The following is a 15,335-nucleotide window of genomic DNA, read 5'->3' as shown; positions in this document are numbered from 1 at the left end:
GTGTCAGCTCTGGGCCCTAGCATTGATTCTAGGGCTCAGTCTGTGTTTTTTAAGGACGGAGATTCAGTGCTAGTCAGCCGTATTTAGGCTGGACGGGCATTAGCAACTGGGGTTTTATTGGAGATCACCCCGTAAATCGTCCAACCAAAGAAGGTGGCTATCGCACCGAGCATAACGGCGGTTTCACCTGAACTATAAAGGGCATAGAAGCTGTACAGGGCGCCAATCACGGCAATGACGTTTGTCACACGCGCTTTATTGGTAGGCACTTTGAGCTGTTTCTGCATAATGCCAAGGGCGGCCATCGATAGGATATAGGGCACAATATTGGTCACTACGGCGAGGTTCACTAAGGCTTCAAACTGTTTACTGAGTGAGGGGCTAATGGTCATGAGCGACAGAAAAGTTTGGATAGATACGATAATCGTCATGCCCCAAATTGGCGCATCGACCTTACTGACCTTAGAGAAGATTTTCGGGAAGAAACCCTCATCGGCCGAGGCTTTAAATACTTGGGCAATGGTGAACTGCCAACCCAACAGTGAACCTGTACAGGAGATAATGGCGCAGGCCATGACGATTTTACCGACCGTAGGATTAAACATTTGCGCGAAGGCTAAACCAAAGGGGGCGTTGGATGAGGCAAGATCGGCGTTAGGCACGATACCGGCAATCACGTTAGTCGAAATGATATAGATAAGCGCCGCACCTAAGGTGCCACCCATTACGGCGATAGGTACGTTTTTCTCTGGATTATCAACCGTCTCAGAGTTAGCGCAAGCGGATTCTAAGCCAAGGAACGCCCATAACGTCATCGCAATTGAGCCACCTAAGGCCTTGAAGAAGGGCAGTTCATGGGGGTTCCATGCGCCTTTGTAGAGGTCAATATCAAACCAGAACCAGCCGATTAACGATACGCCAATGACGGGAATGATGATGCCCCATACGGTTACGCTACTGACGCGGCCAGTAATGCGGGCGCCGCCAAAGTTAGCAATCGTTGCCAGCCAAAGTACGCCAATAGTGGCAAGACAGATGGCCATAGGGCTTAAATTGACTTCAAACAACACGGCGGCATAACCCACAGCCGAGATGGCAATAGCGACGTTGGCAATGAGCAGCGAAACCGCATAGGTGTAGTTGGCCATAAAGTTGCCCGAGCGCCCAAAGGCATACTCGGCATAACCACCCATGCCTCCGGATTTTTTACTGAACATACCGCATTTAGCAAAGGCAAAGGCCAGCGCAGTAGAACCTGCGGCAGTGATCAGCCAAGATAAAATCGAAATAGTGCCCACTTGGGCTAATTGGGTGGGCAACATGATAATGCCCGAACCCATCATATTGACTATGGTGATAATAGTTAATTGGACGACGCCAATTTTATTCTCTGATTTACTCATAATAACGACCTAATTCATATGACTCATAATAAAGTGTGAAACTGGCTGCAGCGCGGGGTTATTTAACGCCGCAGCCAATATTCGTTATTTAGCTAATACATAACCTAATGCTTGGATTTTTCCTGCTGGGGTATTTTCGAGATAAACTCCCTGTAATTCGGGTGAGAATCCGGGTAATAAATTGATACCTTCTTCTAGGGCTAAGAAATAACGCTGCACCGCGCCCCCCCAAATTTCTCCTGGCACCATACATAGCACGCCAGGTGGGTAGGGCAGCGCGCCTTCGGCGGCGATGCGACCTTCAATTTGCGATAGCGGCACTAATTCCACTTTGCCGCGGATAAACTCGAGATTAGCCTCCTGTGGGTTCATCACTTTTCTCGGGAAATGCGCTTGGCGGAACATTTCCTTTTGCAGTTGTTTTACGTCGTGGCTGACATAAAGGTTGTGCATTTCTTGGCAGAGTTGGCGGATGGTGTAATCTTTGTAGCGGGCTCTATTGGCGTTATAGACGTTAGGTAAGACTTCGGATAATGGCGCATCCTCATCGACTAATTTCTCGAAGCGAGCGATTTGCGAGACCAGATGTTGCATCTTGGCCATATCTTCCGCGGGCGTCATCAGGAATAAAATCGAATTTAAGTCGCACTTCTCGGGGATAATATTATTTTCCCGTAAGAAGTTAGCCAAAATAGTCGCAGGGATACCAAACTCGGTATATTTACCCGTTTCTGCATCTATGCCCGGTGTGGTTAATAGGAACTTACAAGGGTCAACAAAGTATTGGCCTTTTTCATAGCCGTCGAAGGAGTGCCATTTTTGCCCTGGCTCAAATTCGAAGAAGCGTAAATCGTCAGCCATTTGCTCGGTTTCATACTCTTGCCATAGGCGACCATCGATCATAGTTGGGATGAAGGGTTTGATATATTTGCATTTTTTAAGCAATAACTTGCGGGCTTCAATCCCAGCTTTCACGGCCTCGCGCCACAGAAAACGGCCGCTGGCGCCTTCGTGCATTTTCGCGTTCACATCCAATGCGGCAAACAGGGGATAGAAGGGGCTGGTAGACGCATGCATCATAAAGGCGTTGTTGAAGCGCTTATGGTTGCAGTATCTTACTTGACCTTTGATATGCTTATCTTTTTTATGGATTTGTGAGGTTTGTGAAAACCCCGCCTGCTGTTTGTGTACCGACTGAGTCACGATAATGCCGGGATCTTCGGCGGTCAGTTCGAGTAGTAGCGGTGAGCAGTCATTCATCATGGGAATAAACTGTTCATAGCCCACCCAAGCCGAGTCAAATAGGATGTAATCACATAGATGGCCAATACGATCAACTACTTGGCGAGCATTGTAGATAGTGCCGTCGTAGGTGCCGAGTTGGATAATGGCTAAACGGAAGGGACGTTTTTCATCGGCACGTTCGGGGGCTATTTCGCGGATTTGTTCCCTTAAATAGGATTCTTGGAAACAGTGAGCATCAATACCTCCGATAAAACCGAAGGGATTACGCGCCGTTTCTAAATAAATGGGGGTAGCCCCTGCTTGAATTAGCGCACCATGGTGGTTCGATTTATGGTTATTGCGATCGAATAGAACTAGATCACCTTTAGCTAATAACGCATTGGTTGCCACTTTATTTGATGATGAAGTGCCGTTCAGCACGAAATAGGTTTTATCGGCATTAAAGACTTTGGCTGCATATTTTTGAGCGTCGAGCGGAGCACCTTCATGGATCAGCAAATCACCTAATTTGACATCGGCATTACACATATCGGCGCGGAAAATGGTTTCGCCAAAGAAATCGAAAAACTGACGACCTACTGGGTGTTTACGGAAAAATTGACCACCCTGATGGCCTGGGCAAGCGAAGGTAGAATTACCCATTTCAACGTATTTTTTCAATGTGCCAAAGAAGGGAGGTAATAGCGCTTGCTCATATTTATTGACAGCAGTTTCAACCTGTTTTCCGTAGAAGTCAGTATTATCACCACAGAGTTCAAATACCCCAGTAATTGATGAACAAACATCATCTGGGAAAGTTTCTTCACAGCAAACTGAAACGAAGATGGGTAGTTTCAATCCGGTGTTTTTAATCTTTTCAACGATACCATTTCTAACATCATCAACTGAAACTACCGCTGCACCAACATCACAAAAATCTGTGGTTAATACATTGACTACTTCTCTGTCTATATCGAAACAAGATCTAACAGATAAGCTGGCGGCAACTTTTAATGATTTCATCGTTAATTTCCTTTTACTTTAAATAATTTGGATGCAACAGTGCCTACACCTAATTAAATTGCATTAGAGGCGTGAAAATTAGATATAGCAATTCCGTGTGTAGAATAGTTGTGACTATGCTTAAACCGCTAAATTAAATAGAAGTAGAATAATATTCTATTGGATAAGCGGATTGCTTAGCCGCAGTTAAACTGCACTAATAAAAGAATGCTTTGATAGCGATGCGAGATAGTGAGCCTATAAACTACAGTAATGTAAGTGTCTGGTACTATGAAGATAGTTCCATGTCTTAGCTATAGCTTTGCCTACTACCTACGCGGGATTAGCGGAGGAAGATAAATGAGTGATCGAAATAGTCACGCTGGCTTGGCATCATGATATGCCGCGTGCGCCTAATATGCGCCATGATTTTAGATTTCCTCTTCATATACGACTCCATTATGACTTAGAGAAAACAATTATATTTTATTGTGGAGTGAAGTTTATATGCGAGTTATAAATAAAATCATGACCGATGTCTTACTTTTTAATACTCATATCTTAAATTTAACTTATTTTATCGATATTGAATTGAGTTAATAATACTTAACTATCTTTATCTAATTAATTAAAGTAAATATAGGTGGTGCTATTTAAATGATACTTCCTGCATAAAATATCTTATTCCTTTATTCTAATTTTAATTAAAAGGCCGCTGTGATAAGCGTGTTGATTTATACCGCACGACACACTTGCATGGTTATGCGGAAATTCTCTTTACAAAATCACTTGCATGCTTAAAGATTGCAAAAATGACAGTTTCTTTCTCACATTTGAGTATTTAGGGTGGAAAGTTGCCATTTTAGAGCTGATGTTATTTTTGGGTTTGCGTAAAGTAGTTATATCGAAACATCAATGGATGAAAGATATAAATAAAGGGTGAGAGAGTTTAGTATTGCCCAAACAATCTTCAAGCGACAGGAGCTAAATGATGACAGATGAGCAATTTACCGACAGTGGATTTTGGAACAAGATCAAACTCTTTAGCCGTCAGGCGGGCAGGGAGGTGATCGAACGTGCCCTGTGGCTTTATTATGCGGCGCAAAAGCCTAATACCCCTAAATGGGCCAAGTCTGTCATCTTCGGCGCCTTGGCCTATTTTATTTCTCCCTTAGATGCGATTCCCGATCTTACACCTTTGGTGGGTTTTACCGACGATTTAGGGGCTCTTGCTGCAGCCTTGACTATGGTGACTTTATATATCGATGATGAAGTCAAATCCCTCGCGGCGGATAAATTGGCTCTTTGGTTTGGCGATAAGTCTGCCACACCTAAGGATTAATGGCTCTGGCTGGGTGATTAACAGATAGGATAAATGAACATTTTGACGCTAAAAATATGATTTTATTAGCAGTCGCTGATTTGGTTTTATCTTAGCTTTTTTAAGGAAAAAATATTTTTTTGCAAACGTTTCACTATTGCTTGATTGCGCTATATGCTAGCGCTGTTTTGTAAACCCATTGTGTGTTTAGGCAAATAAATGAAAAATATTATGGTGGTGATCCTGTGGTTTTTAGGAGTCTCTGCCGCTACCCCTGCGTCCGCCGATAAGGCTTCTCCGGAACAACTCGCCCGTTTGTACCTCGATTACATGACTCAAAATAGTCGCCGTAGTGAAGCCCTATGGCCGGGTTTTCGCCTCGACGACAAAGTGCACCTCTTCAGTTATGGTGGTAACGTCTGGCTACGTCAGCCCGGTGGCGAAATCATCCAAGATAATAGTGTCTTAGAGTCAGTCAATCTGCAGTCTGGCCTGTCGATCAATTTCGGCTTTCCACAGTATCAGGGTCAGCCTGGGGTGTTAATCCAACTCGAAGCGCCGAATATTCAATTTGCCAGTGACACTAAACCCACAGATTTGCCCTTTTTAGTGTGGGCGGGTAATAGTCTGCATGAAGCGTTTCATTTTTATGCGCAGTCCGAATGGCGCGTGTTAGAGGAAGGGCGCCGCTACGAAGGCGAAGTCTTTCCGCTTAATCTGGAGGCACGCTTTTATCGCTTACAGTTATTTAATGCCTTGATGGCGGCATTAACTGAGCCAGAGCGGCAAACGGTGCAATTGGGGTATGCCGCCTACTGGTTGCAGGAATGGCGTCAAGCCGCGCCGAATGAGGACAGGGTCGGCTATTTAAACGACTTAGTCGAAGGCAGTGCCAAGTATGTGGAGTTAGTCGCGGGGGCTCGTTTTTTGAGCCAAAACCAAAGCTATTTAGAATATCAGCAGATCCTGTTGCAGTATGTCCACAATTACTATCAACAACAGCAGATGTTAGGCGGTTGGACCGCCGAAGCCGAAAATATCGGCGCATTGGCGGGAATATTATTGGATTTAACTCAAGATCCCTATGTCTGGAAGGAGTCTGTGATATCGGGCATGCTACCCGTGGATTTATTGCTCAATCGCGTTAAACCCATTACGCCACCCGTTGGGCAACATAATTTGCAAAAGAAACGCTTACAGGAAATGTTGGCTTACTACCCCGCGACTGAGCAAAAATTGGCGCAGTTACTCAAGGATGTGCAGGACCCAAAGGTGCCCTTATTAGTCATGCCGAGTGTGAGTGATAGCAGCAGTTTTATCGATGTAGGAGATGTCCGCTCTGGTTTTTATGTTGTGCCTTATCAAGGCGACGTAACCCAAGCCTATCTTGGTATGAGTTCACAATTCAGTAACTTAAATGTGAGCGGCAGTGCGTTACTCGATGTGCAGATACAAAATTTTTGTGAGGGCATTGAGTCGGCAACTCTGTTACCTTTGGCATTTCCCTTCCAACGCGAAGGGCAGTATCTAGTATTTAATGAGTCGGAAGTCCATGGCACGATAAGGGTTTCTGCGAGTGTTGTTGAGGGACGAACCCTCTACTGTGCGATGAATTAATATGAGAAAAAATCAGCTCGAATTTACCTACATGCGCGGCATAGCGATTATTTTTATCGTACTTGGCCACAGCATTTATAACTCAGGAGAAGGGTTCCCACTGCTGCTGGAGAATTTACTCCGGGGGGGCACGGCTTTATTCGTATTTATCTCTGGGTACTTTTTTCACCGGATTTTTTACAAGGACTTCGACTACGGCAAGTTTATGAAGAATAAAGTACAAAACGTACTTTACCCCTTCTTGGTCGTCTCCTTAGTGGGCCTGTTTTTCCTGTGTTTGCGCTGGTTTTTCATGGAAGAACAGCCGCTTAGCCAAGTATTACTTAGCATTTTTTATACGGTACGCAACGGTTATATCCTGTACCCGCATTGGTATATTCCATTCATCATGGCGGTATTTTTATTCTCGCCAGTATTTTTGTGGTTTATCCGTTGCTCACAGCAGATGCGTTGGACGCTATTTATACTGAGTTGTGTGGTGGCGATTTTGCTCCACAGACCCATAGGCAACGTCAACTTTATCCACTCGGTGGTGTATTTTATGCCTTTCTATTTGATAGGTATTTTATATTCCCAAGATGAACATATTGTGACGCGCTACGGCTCCATTTTAACCGCATTGGCAATGATTTTCTTGGTGGTAAGCCTAGTTGAGCAGAGTTACATTGTGCAGCACATAGGTAACTACCATAAGGCTCCGTTTGAATATAACGGTATCGATTGGCAGTTTATTCAAAAACTCTGCCTGTGCGTACTGACATTGAATTTTTGCGAGTGGTTGTCGGGGCGCAGCCGCTTACCTTGGTTGGTGGCCACCGCCGAGATGAGTTTTGCGATTTTCTTTATCCATCCGCTGTTCGATATGCTGTTTAATACAGTGGCGACTGTGCTGCGCTACCGCCTGCCTCCAGGGTCTTGGGTGACGAGTGTGTTGTTTTCTGCGGGGATTTTTACCTTCCTCATGGTAGGCAGTATTATTACGGCTCGCTTTATCAAGAAGCATTTGGGCAACCGTTCCCGGACTTATATTGGTTGGTAATCGGTTGGGTTATTGCTAAAGCACGCATAAAGGGATAATTCAGTTTGAATTTATCCCTTTATGCTAGGTTGTTTTCTCGTGAATAAAATGGAGAACACAATGAAGTCCATTCCTACCCTGCAGCGTTTAGGGCTTGCCGCACTGTGCTTGTTGGCCATGCCAGTCATCGCGACTCAAGCCGATCCTCAATCCATGCTAACGCAACAGCAACGCAGCTTTTTCGCGCAAATAGCGAGTCACTGCGGCCAAGCCTTTGCTGGCAAAGTGGTTTCTGGTGATAGTGCGGATTCGACTTTTAGCGGTAAATCCTTGATTATGCACGTGCGTGAATGCAGTGATACTGAGCTTAAGATCCCATTCCATGTGGGTGATGACCATTCGCGCACTTGGGTGATAACCAAGACAACGCAAGGGCTCAGGTTGAAGCATGATCATCGTCATCAAGATGGCAGTGAAGATGCAGTGACTATGTATGGCGGCGATACGACAAATGTGGGGACGGCCCAACGACAGTCTTTTCCTATCGATAAAGATTCCATCAATAACTTCATCAGAAATGGCCTGACCCAGTCGGTGACGAATGTATGGCATATCGCGATTACGCCAACGATTTTTAGCTATCAGCTCACCCGTGAAAACCGTGATTTTAAAGTCGATTTCGATCTTACCCAGCCAGTTGCCTTACCGCCAAAACCCTGGGGTCACGACTAAATTGTGACTGAATCCATAGATTGACATCATGTTCCGATAGGCTGATGTATCGATTTTCACTGGCTTGCAGTGAAAAGGTTTTGCTACAACATACTGTGAAGGATTAATCCAATTTCCAGTGTGCATACTGGGATGATTTATTATGTGATGAGCATAGGCTCTGATACTATTTCTTTCTATATCTAGGCATCAACCTACTAGTTCAAAATATGATCGAACTCGATTCACCAACACTTATTATCACGCAAGCGATTATCCAATGGTTGCTTGCAATATTACTTATGGCAGAGAGGGGAACAAATCAGGGGACTAAATATTGGGTTATAGCGCTGTTCATCCATGGAATCGCTAATTTACTGCTTTTTGCTCGCCCCCATTTACCTCCACTTATTGGCATTATTTTTTATAATTTTTGTGTCAGCCTCGCGTTTTCATTCGGCTATTTGGCGTTTGCTCGCTTAGTCGATAAAAAAGTCTCATTCTGGCTATTTTTATTCCCCATATTGCTGATGCCCATTACGATGTTGATTTATATTGATGACATTATAATGCGAGTCATCTTTGCCAGTATTATCTTTGGTATACAGCTGATATTAATGTCATTTACCTTAACGAGAGGCTTTTGGTCTGGCAGTGAAAAACTAAAGGGGTGGCTGATTTATTCGACAGGATTATTGGGGCTAGGATTTATCGTAAGAGCTTTATTTTGCTATATAAAACCAGAATTATTTATTCAAATGATCGCCAAAAGTGCTCTTCAAGGGAGTTTGGTTATTGCTGGCATCATTTATATGATTCTCAGTACGGTTGTTATTCTTTTAGTTAGATTGGATGTATTAAACAAAGAGTTATCTGCATTAGCTTCTCAGGATAGTTTGACTGGTCTATTTAATAGAAGGGCGTTTATTGATAATGCAAAGCATATGATTGTCAGTGACAACTTACCCGTTAGCGTCTTGATGTTAGACCTTGATAATTTTAAAAAATTAATGATGCCTATGGACATAATGTCGGTGATACGGCGCTCAAGCTTTGTTCCCATGCTTTGCAAGATGGACTAAAGCAACGTGGCATTATTGGCCGTTTAGGCGGTGAAGAGTTCGCCGTGATTTTGCCCCGCACCGATAGTAAACATGCATTAGCAGTGGCTGAAAAACTTCGGTTTGCGATTGAATCGATTAATGTCCATCCTGATATAAAGTTATCAATTAGTATTGGCGTAGCAACATCTAGTCATATTCCTAGCATTGAACCTTTACTCGTTAGCGCAGATAAAGCGTTATATGATGCTAAAGCTAAAGGTCGAAATCGGGTGGTTCATTCAGATTTTCTGAATAAAAACTTCTTTTAAATCAATATTTTTAGAGTGAAAATGTAAAAACGGCGAGCACTGAGGCTCGCCGTTAGAGTTAAGCATTTCACTTTTCTGGGTTAGTTTGCTTTTGGCTCGAAGCTAAAGCTTTGGCCCGCGAGGGCGGCTTCAAACATTAGGCCGCCCTTGGCCGCAGTAAATACCGCCATACCATTAATGTATGCGCCGGTGGCCGATTGATTACCACCGGATTGTCCTGCGCCCGCAGAATTCCCCGTCGTACCCACCTGCGCGCTTGCGCCTACATTAATGGCAACCGCCGAGGCCTGGGCGTCAAACTCAAAAGTGCCGCTGGTGAAGGCATCATAGGATTTAGCATCTTTAAAGAAGATGATCTCGCTGTAGGCTTGCCCACCGAGCTGGAATCCAATAGAGATTTGGGTCAGGCTAGAATCCCCCATATAAACACTGCCCTTGTAGACGCGACCTTTACCATAGGCTGCGCCTATTCCTATGCCGCCTTTACCCACAGTCGGGAACAGGGCATAGCCATAGGCGGTATCAAAAAATTTGCGCGTTTCTTTCGCTTGATGAAAATTGGCTACGGCTTGATCGTAGCTTTCATCCGCTTGCGCCGCGGGGATGCTAAACAGGCTTACGAACAGGCATGTGGATGCGGCAATGGCAGTTAAAAATGATTTCATGGGTTTTCTCCTCGAGTCTTTGTGCTATCAGACTACTCTTTGTGGTAACAAATGACAGCGTTAGCTGAAGAAATATCAGCTTAGGTTCAGCTTGTGTGGATGAGTTTATGAGCGCGCTATAAAGTTTGAGGCTGTATTGATCTTTTAGTTCTTAGTGTCGGGGAGGCGTCTCGGCAGATTTGTTGTTAGCTTCATTTGATTCTTTCTGAAGCTGTTGAATAAATTCAAATTCCTCTGACGTTAACACTTCTGTCATTGGGGACTCAATTTTAGGTGCTGGTGCCGCTATATGACCTTTTAAGTAGGCCGTGCGGGTAATTTGTTTAAGACCATATGCGGCTAGGAAATAAAAACTCAGCAGTAAGCTTAACCGCGGTAATGCATGGGATAAGGGGGAGAGTATGTCCCCTAGATAGAAAGGCAGCACCACCACAAATACGCGAATTAACCAGTTCAGCAGCATGGCTAAAGTCAGGCCAAATAACCAGCGGAAATGAATTAGCCTTAGGGTTTCCTGTGGCGCATTAATGGATCGGGGCTGCTGCTGTTTATGTTGCCTGAACAGAAACCAGAGTGCGACAAAGTAACTACTGGTTTGAATAAAGAGTAGTAAGGGGAGTGCTAAGCCCCAATGGCTAAGATCTATGTGTTGGCGATATTGAAAGAACTCAGCTTGGAACCAGATAGCATCATTATGCAGATTAAACCTCAAAGCAGTATCCAGTATGGCAAGACAAAAGGTGAAGAGCGAAGGCCAATAATGTCTAGAAAACCCAATGGGTTCAGTGCATTGCTCTAGGCTGCGTTTGCAGTATAGATACAGCAGGGGCATGAGTAAGAAGTAAATGGGATTAATCAGGTTAAATAGAATATGTATGGGAATGGGTGAGTTATCGCGATTGAGCATACCTGTTAGGAAGTAAAGGGCGATAAGACTTAAGAAACCTGCAAGCAGCTTTTGATTACTATCGGCGTGGTAAAAATAGCGAATATAAATAGCTAATGCGAGGCAATGTAAGCCTCCAAATAATGATAACCACCAGTAAGCTTGAGCGAAAAAAGTATTAAATTCGTTCATTTTTGACTCCTCGAGCCCTGTTATAACAGGGAAATTCGAGGCGCAAAAGTGTTACTAAGCTTTTTTCTGTGAAATAGCGATGCGTTGATGTCGATTGGATGCAGCTTCGGGTACTGATTCAGGTACGGGCGCACGCTCTGCCAGTAAGTGTTTGATTGCACGAATGGGATGCGGTAACAACATGCGGGGACCTGAGAAAATCATGATCTCTTTGACCATTTTCTTCTGTGCGGGTTTGTAGCAATGCACAGGACATTTATTGCAGGTTGGTTTGTTCTGGCCATAGGGACAGCGATCGAGACGGGTTGCGGCATAATCTAATAGTGTTAGGCAGTCATCACACAGACCCGTTGCATCTTGGCCTTGGTGCTTTGCCCGGCAGTAGATTTTCATCATGGCGGCAATTGTTTGGTGTTCGTAAAGCAGTTTACCCGTCAGTAGTTCGGCTGAGCCCATGGGAATACCTTAGTGTGTTACTCGGATATCCCATAATAGGCAGTGAAATTGATGCTGACAAAACAGAAACACCAAATTATGAAGATGCGCACAAAATAATGCTTTAAATATGCATGACCTTATCTGCATCTAAGGTCCAGCGGGTAAGATCCTGCAATGTCCCTATCTGCGCGCCTTCAATAATCATTTCTTCAGTAACACCTCGCGCTTGAGCACAGGTCTTACAGAGTAGAATCGGAACTTGCTGCGCCGAGAGGATTTCGAACATCTGCTGTAGGTTGTAGCTTAAGTCGGGAGTAGTTTGATGCTTGAGCACTCCCCATACGGCATCTGACATTAAAAATAGCTTTAGATCAACAGCTTGCTCTTCATAATCCTTAAGGGCTAATGCTATACGTAAACTATTAAATAGTTTTTCAGTCCCATAGGGACTCGCGTGGGCGACGATCAGTATTTTTTGCATAAGCTTTTCCTACTTTAAATGGGTCATTCTCTAAGTCATAGATAAAGAGCGGGGTAAAGCGTCAGTCTACTGCAGTTTACTATAACGATTTGAGCGTAAGATCGTATAAAAAGGCATAAATACTTGATTTATACTGACACTATGGACTTTAATAGCGGTTAATCTCTGCTCAATTTTTGGAAAGACCCCGTTGCCAGCCACCTTATTGGTTCCGGCTTGGCAAGCCAATTGACATGGCTTCAGATGAGAAGCGGCCATCAAAGGTGAACAAGAATGAAGATTTTAGTCGTATTTATACTGATTGCAGTTGGCGTGTTTTTATTTCGTCGCGCCCAGCGTTTGGCGAAGGAAGAACAAGCGGCAAGGATGTCTAAAAAGACGGCGGAAAAACCAGTTGTCGATGTGACGCCTGTCGATTCAACTGAAGAAATTGTTTCAGATGAGGATGTAGGTCAATCTTTTACGGCAAAGACTGAGGCGGTGAGCATAAAAACCGTGGAAGCCGAGTTGTTGCCCCGTGAATCCCAGGAGCAGATAAATAATTCTGCAATGGCATCCGATATTATCGATATCGATATACCTGCGGCTCACCATAAAGATACAGTGCTCATCCTAGATGAAACGCCCGATGAGTTTGAGACTCCAGCCACAACAGAGTCAGTAATGCCAGAGTCGGTCATTTCAGTACCCTCTCAGCCAATGGATATTACCACGCCAGGCACTTGGGGTAATATCACGCTACAGCGCGCATTCGAAGAGTACCAACAGGCTGCATCTGTGCTTGAGCGTTACACTGCGCTGCAAAACATCATTGCTGAATGTTATAAACAGCGAAAATCCACCGACTATCTTAGCTATGGGGCTCAACTCGCTCAGCCTTATCTTATTCTGTTCCGCGATGCTTGCGCCGAAAAAGGTCAAGATGTCGAGCTGAAAACCACGGGTTTTTTACACCTTGCCACACTGCTTAATGATACCCAAGCCTTCGATGCCGCCATCGCCCTGTGCCGTGAGGCTTTAACCCTTGGGCTCAGCGACGGCACTGTCACTGGATTTGAGGGACGCATAAGCCGCATCGAGAAAGCTCAGGCAAAGGCTATCACGGCATAATTGATTACAGGGATAAATCCTTAGACGAAAAGCGGTTATTTCCCTCGCTTAGGCAGTGTAGAATCCAAGCTAACTGAATGCGCAAAAGGCGAACTAAGGTTCGCTTTTTTTATGGGTTAACACGATGAAACTAAGTTTTGCCATACCGAGGCTGTTCTTTATGCTGGGGTTATTGTTTTTGAGCGCTTGTACTAAAACGCCAGAATGGACCTTATTCTACTATCCCGATGTGAGCGCCCTCCCTGCGGTTCCACTGCAAGCTGAAGATATTCATGGCTATTACGACACTTTGGAGCAATGCCAGAGTAAAGCTCTTGGTATGCAGCGTTTAAGGCAGGGGGATTATATGGGTGCGGGTGCTTATCAATGTGGGCACCTCTGTGGGCTCGATGATAAGTCGGTGTTGGTATGTAAACGCTTGAGCCAATAGGCGGATAGAGATGAAGTTCAAACAGGATTTTTTTAACCAACTGCCTGAGTTCTATTCCCAAGTCTATCCCCAGGGGATCAGTCATCCCCATTGGCTTGCCTGGAGTGACGATGCCGCACAATTAATTGGCTTAACTCAACCCAGCGACGAGTTATTGCTGGGGCTCTCTGGCAATGCGGCCCTTGATGGTGCAACTTACTACGCCCAAGTGTATAGCGGCCATCAATTTGGTGGTTATACACCGCGTTTAGGGGATGGACGGTCGATTATTCTCGGCGAGGCGATAGGACCCAATGGCGCATGGGATGTGGCTTTAAAGGGCGGAGGTCCTACGCCATACTCGCGTCATGGCGATGGCCGTGCCGTGATGCGCTCAGCGGTGCGGGAGTTTCTAGTCTCAGAAGCCTTACACTATTTACATGTGCCAACGGCCAGAGCCTTGGCGGTGATTGGCTCTGACCTACCCGTGTGGCGTGAGAGTCAAGAAACCGCTGCCATCACGGTGCGCTTAGCCCGTAGCCATATTCGCTTTGGTCACTTTGAATTTTTTTGCCACAGCGAACGTGGCCGTGCCGATAAGCTGACCCAACTACTCAACTTCACTATTACTCAGCATTATCCGCACTTGAGTTGCGATCCATCAGGCTATAAAGCGTGGTTTTTACAGGTGGTGCAAGATACTGCAAGAATGATTGCCCATTGGCAGGCAATAGGTTTTGCCCATGGCGTGATGAACACGGACAACATGTCGATTTTAGGCGAGAGTTTCGATTTTGGCCCCTTCGCGTTTCTCGATACCTTTCAAGAGGATTTTATTTGTAACCACTCGGATCCCGAAGGCCGCTATGCCTTTGGGCAGCAGCCCGGAATTGGCCTATGGAACCTGCAACGCTTAGCGCAGGCGCTCACGCCCGTGATCCCATCCGATGATCTGATCGCCGCACTCAATCAATACCAAGATGCCTTAGTACAACCTTATTTGCGTTTGATGCGGGCAAAATTAGGTCTGCCAACCTTAGCAACACAGGCGACGGAGCAGGATAAGCAGGATCTGGAGCTTATTGGCCGATTCACTGTGTTAATGGAGAAAAATCAGCTCGACTACACCCAAACATGGCGCCGATTCGGCAACATAGATCCAACCAGCCAATGGAGTTCACTACGGGATGATTTTATCGATACCAGTGAATTTGATGCCTGGTATCAGGCTTATCAACAGCGATTGGGTGCTGTTGCAGATATTACCGCTTGGCAAGCCGAGCGTAATAGCGTAAACCCCAAGTATATTTTGCGTAATTACTTGGCCCAAGAAGCCATTATCGCGGTAGAAGAGGGGAATTTGGCACCGTTGCATAGACTGCAAACGGTCCTGAGCCAACCCTTTGCCGAACAAATCGAACATGAAGACTTGGCTAAGCGTCCACCGGACTGGGGCCAAGGTTTAATCATGTCATGCAGCAGTTGA

General features: G+C 45.1%; 14 protein-coding genes and 1 pseudogene. 8 read left to right on the top strand and 7 right to left on the bottom strand.

The annotated features are described in order from the left end of the window. Positions 1 to 83: 83 nt before the first annotated feature. The 3 genes from potE to speFL form a co-directional block, all read right to left on the bottom strand. Positions 84 to 1,403: a putrescine-ornithine antiporter gene (gene potE, locus SOHN41_RS17180; RefSeq protein WP_007651493.1), complete on the bottom strand. Its 1,320-nt coding sequence runs from the start codon at positions 1,401 to 1,403 to the stop codon at positions 84 to 86. An 84-nt stretch (positions 1,404 to 1,487) separates the two neighbouring features. Next, positions 1,488 to 3,650: an ornithine decarboxylase SpeF gene (gene speF / locus SOHN41_RS17175; protein WP_007651492.1), complete on the bottom strand. Its 2,163-nt coding sequence runs from the start codon at positions 3,648 to 3,650 to the stop codon at positions 1,488 to 1,490. Positions 3,651 to 3,972: 322 nt separating this feature from the next. Next, a complete protein-coding gene (gene speFL, locus SOHN41_RS20665) occupies positions 3,973 to 4,056 on the bottom strand; it encodes a leader peptide SpeFL (RefSeq protein WP_224022194.1) in 84 nt (27 codons plus the stop codon). 564 nt (positions 4,057 to 4,620) lie between these two features. On the opposite strand from speFL, the gene SOHN41_RS17165 reads away from it, so the two are divergent. The 5 genes and pseudogenes from SOHN41_RS17165 to SOHN41_RS17145 all read left to right on the top strand — a co-directional run bounded on the left by SOHN41_RS17165 (position 4,621) and on the right by SOHN41_RS17145 (position 9,668). Beyond that, positions 4,621 to 4,971 carry a YkvA family protein gene (locus tag SOHN41_RS17165; protein ID WP_037459513.1) on the top strand — a complete coding sequence of 117 codons (351 nt, stop codon included), beginning with the start codon at positions 4,621 to 4,623 and terminating at the stop codon, positions 4,969 to 4,971. 198 nt (positions 4,972 to 5,169) lie between these two features. After that, a complete protein-coding gene (locus SOHN41_RS17160) occupies positions 5,170 to 6,567 on the top strand; it encodes a hypothetical protein (RefSeq protein WP_007651486.1) in 1,398 nt (465 codons plus the stop codon). A gap of 1 nt (position 6,568) precedes the next feature. Beyond that, positions 6,569 to 7,606: an acyltransferase family protein gene (locus SOHN41_RS17155; RefSeq protein ID WP_007651484.1), complete on the top strand. Its 1,038-nt coding sequence runs from the start codon at positions 6,569 to 6,571 to the stop codon at positions 7,604 to 7,606. A 99-nt stretch (positions 7,607 to 7,705) separates the two neighbouring features. Then, entirely contained in the window at positions 7,706 to 8,317 is a 612-nt protein-coding gene (locus SOHN41_RS17150; RefSeq protein WP_007651483.1) for a hypothetical protein, read from the top strand. A 209-nt stretch (positions 8,318 to 8,526) separates the two neighbouring features. Continuing rightward, a pseudogene (locus SOHN41_RS17145) lies at positions 8,527 to 9,668 on the top strand (GGDEF domain-containing protein). Positions 9,669 to 9,748: 80 nt separating this feature from the next. Here SOHN41_RS17145 and SOHN41_RS17140 read toward each other — a convergent pair. The 4 genes from SOHN41_RS17140 to SOHN41_RS17125 form a co-directional block, all read right to left on the bottom strand. Further along, positions 9,749 to 10,333, bottom strand: a complete 585-nt coding sequence (locus SOHN41_RS17140) for a YSC84-related protein (RefSeq protein ID WP_007651478.1) — start codon at positions 10,331 to 10,333, stop codon at positions 9,749 to 9,751. A gap of 151 nt (positions 10,334 to 10,484) precedes the next feature. Beyond that, positions 10,485 to 11,411, bottom strand: coding sequence for a hypothetical protein (locus SOHN41_RS17135; protein WP_007651476.1), 927 nt, complete (start codon positions 11,409 to 11,411; stop codon positions 10,485 to 10,487). Positions 11,412 to 11,465: 54 nt separating this feature from the next. Further along, positions 11,466 to 11,867 (bottom strand): nitrous oxide-stimulated promoter family protein, encoded by a 402-nt coding sequence (locus SOHN41_RS17130; RefSeq protein WP_007651474.1) that lies wholly within the window; start codon positions 11,865 to 11,867, stop codon positions 11,466 to 11,468. 103 nt (positions 11,868 to 11,970) lie between these two features. Beyond that, positions 11,971 to 12,330, bottom strand: coding sequence for a DsrE/DsrF/TusD sulfur relay family protein (locus SOHN41_RS17125; protein WP_007651472.1), 360 nt, complete (start codon positions 12,328 to 12,330; stop codon positions 11,971 to 11,973). A 273-nt stretch (positions 12,331 to 12,603) separates the two neighbouring features. On the opposite strand from SOHN41_RS17125, the gene SOHN41_RS17120 reads away from it, so the two are divergent. The 3 genes from SOHN41_RS17120 to SOHN41_RS17110 all read left to right on the top strand — a co-directional run bounded on the left by SOHN41_RS17120 (position 12,604) and on the right by SOHN41_RS17110 (position 15,335). Beyond that, positions 12,604 to 13,440: a hypothetical protein gene (locus tag SOHN41_RS17120; protein ID WP_007651470.1), complete on the top strand. Its 837-nt coding sequence runs from the start codon at positions 12,604 to 12,606 to the stop codon at positions 13,438 to 13,440. Positions 13,441 to 13,564: 124 nt separating this feature from the next. After that, positions 13,565 to 13,870 (top strand): hypothetical protein, encoded by a 306-nt coding sequence (locus tag SOHN41_RS17115; RefSeq protein WP_037459511.1) that lies wholly within the window; start codon positions 13,565 to 13,567, stop codon positions 13,868 to 13,870. Positions 13,871 to 13,880: 10 nt separating this feature from the next. After that, positions 13,881 to 15,335 (top strand): protein adenylyltransferase SelO, encoded by a 1,455-nt coding sequence (locus SOHN41_RS17110; protein WP_007651467.1) that lies wholly within the window; start codon positions 13,881 to 13,883, stop codon positions 15,333 to 15,335.

Origin of the sequence: Shewanella sp. HN-41 (genome assembly GCF_000217915.1) — a bacterium.
In the GTDB taxonomy this organism is placed as follows: Bacteria; Pseudomonadota; Gammaproteobacteria; order Enterobacterales; family Shewanellaceae; genus Shewanella.
The sequence above is the reverse complement of the archived record's forward strand: the minus strand, read 5'-3'. Positions and strand labels throughout refer to the sequence as shown.

Excerpts from the sequence above, each read along its gene's own strand:
- speFL (WP_224022194.1), bottom strand. The coding sequence starts at position 4,056 with ATGGCGCATATTAGGCGCACGCGGCATATCATGATGCCAAGCCAGCGT.
- SOHN41_RS17135 (WP_007651476.1), bottom strand. The coding sequence starts at position 11,411 with ATGAACGAATTTAATACTTTTTTCGCTCAAGCTTACTGGTGGTTATCA.
- potE (WP_007651493.1), bottom strand. The coding sequence starts at position 1,403 with ATGAGTAAATCAGAGAATAAAATTGGCGTCGTCCAATTAACTATTATC.
- SOHN41_RS17130 (WP_007651474.1), bottom strand. The coding sequence starts at position 11,867 with ATGGGCTCAGCCGAACTACTGACGGGTAAACTGCTTTACGAACACCAA.
- SOHN41_RS17150 (WP_007651483.1), top strand. The coding sequence starts at position 7,706 with ATGAAGTCCATTCCTACCCTGCAGCGTTTAGGGCTTGCCGCACTGTGC.
- SOHN41_RS17110 (WP_007651467.1), top strand. The coding sequence starts at position 13,881 with ATGAAGTTCAAACAGGATTTTTTTAACCAACTGCCTGAGTTCTATTCC.
- SOHN41_RS17125 (WP_007651472.1), bottom strand. The coding sequence starts at position 12,330 with ATGCAAAAAATACTGATCGTCGCCCACGCGAGTCCCTATGGGACTGAA.
- SOHN41_RS17155 (WP_007651484.1), top strand. The coding sequence starts at position 6,569 with ATGAGAAAAAATCAGCTCGAATTTACCTACATGCGCGGCATAGCGATT.
- SOHN41_RS17140 (WP_007651478.1), bottom strand. The coding sequence starts at position 10,333 with ATGAAATCATTTTTAACTGCCATTGCCGCATCCACATGCCTGTTCGTA.
- SOHN41_RS17165 (WP_037459513.1), top strand. The coding sequence starts at position 4,621 with ATGACAGATGAGCAATTTACCGACAGTGGATTTTGGAACAAGATCAAA.
- SOHN41_RS17120 (WP_007651470.1), top strand. The coding sequence starts at position 12,604 with ATGAAGATTTTAGTCGTATTTATACTGATTGCAGTTGGCGTGTTTTTA.
- speF (WP_007651492.1), bottom strand. The coding sequence starts at position 3,650 with ATGAAATCATTAAAAGTTGCCGCCAGCTTATCTGTTAGATCTTGTTTC.
- SOHN41_RS17160 (WP_007651486.1), top strand. The coding sequence starts at position 5,170 with ATGAAAAATATTATGGTGGTGATCCTGTGGTTTTTAGGAGTCTCTGCC.
- SOHN41_RS17115 (WP_037459511.1), top strand. The coding sequence starts at position 13,565 with ATGAAACTAAGTTTTGCCATACCGAGGCTGTTCTTTATGCTGGGGTTA.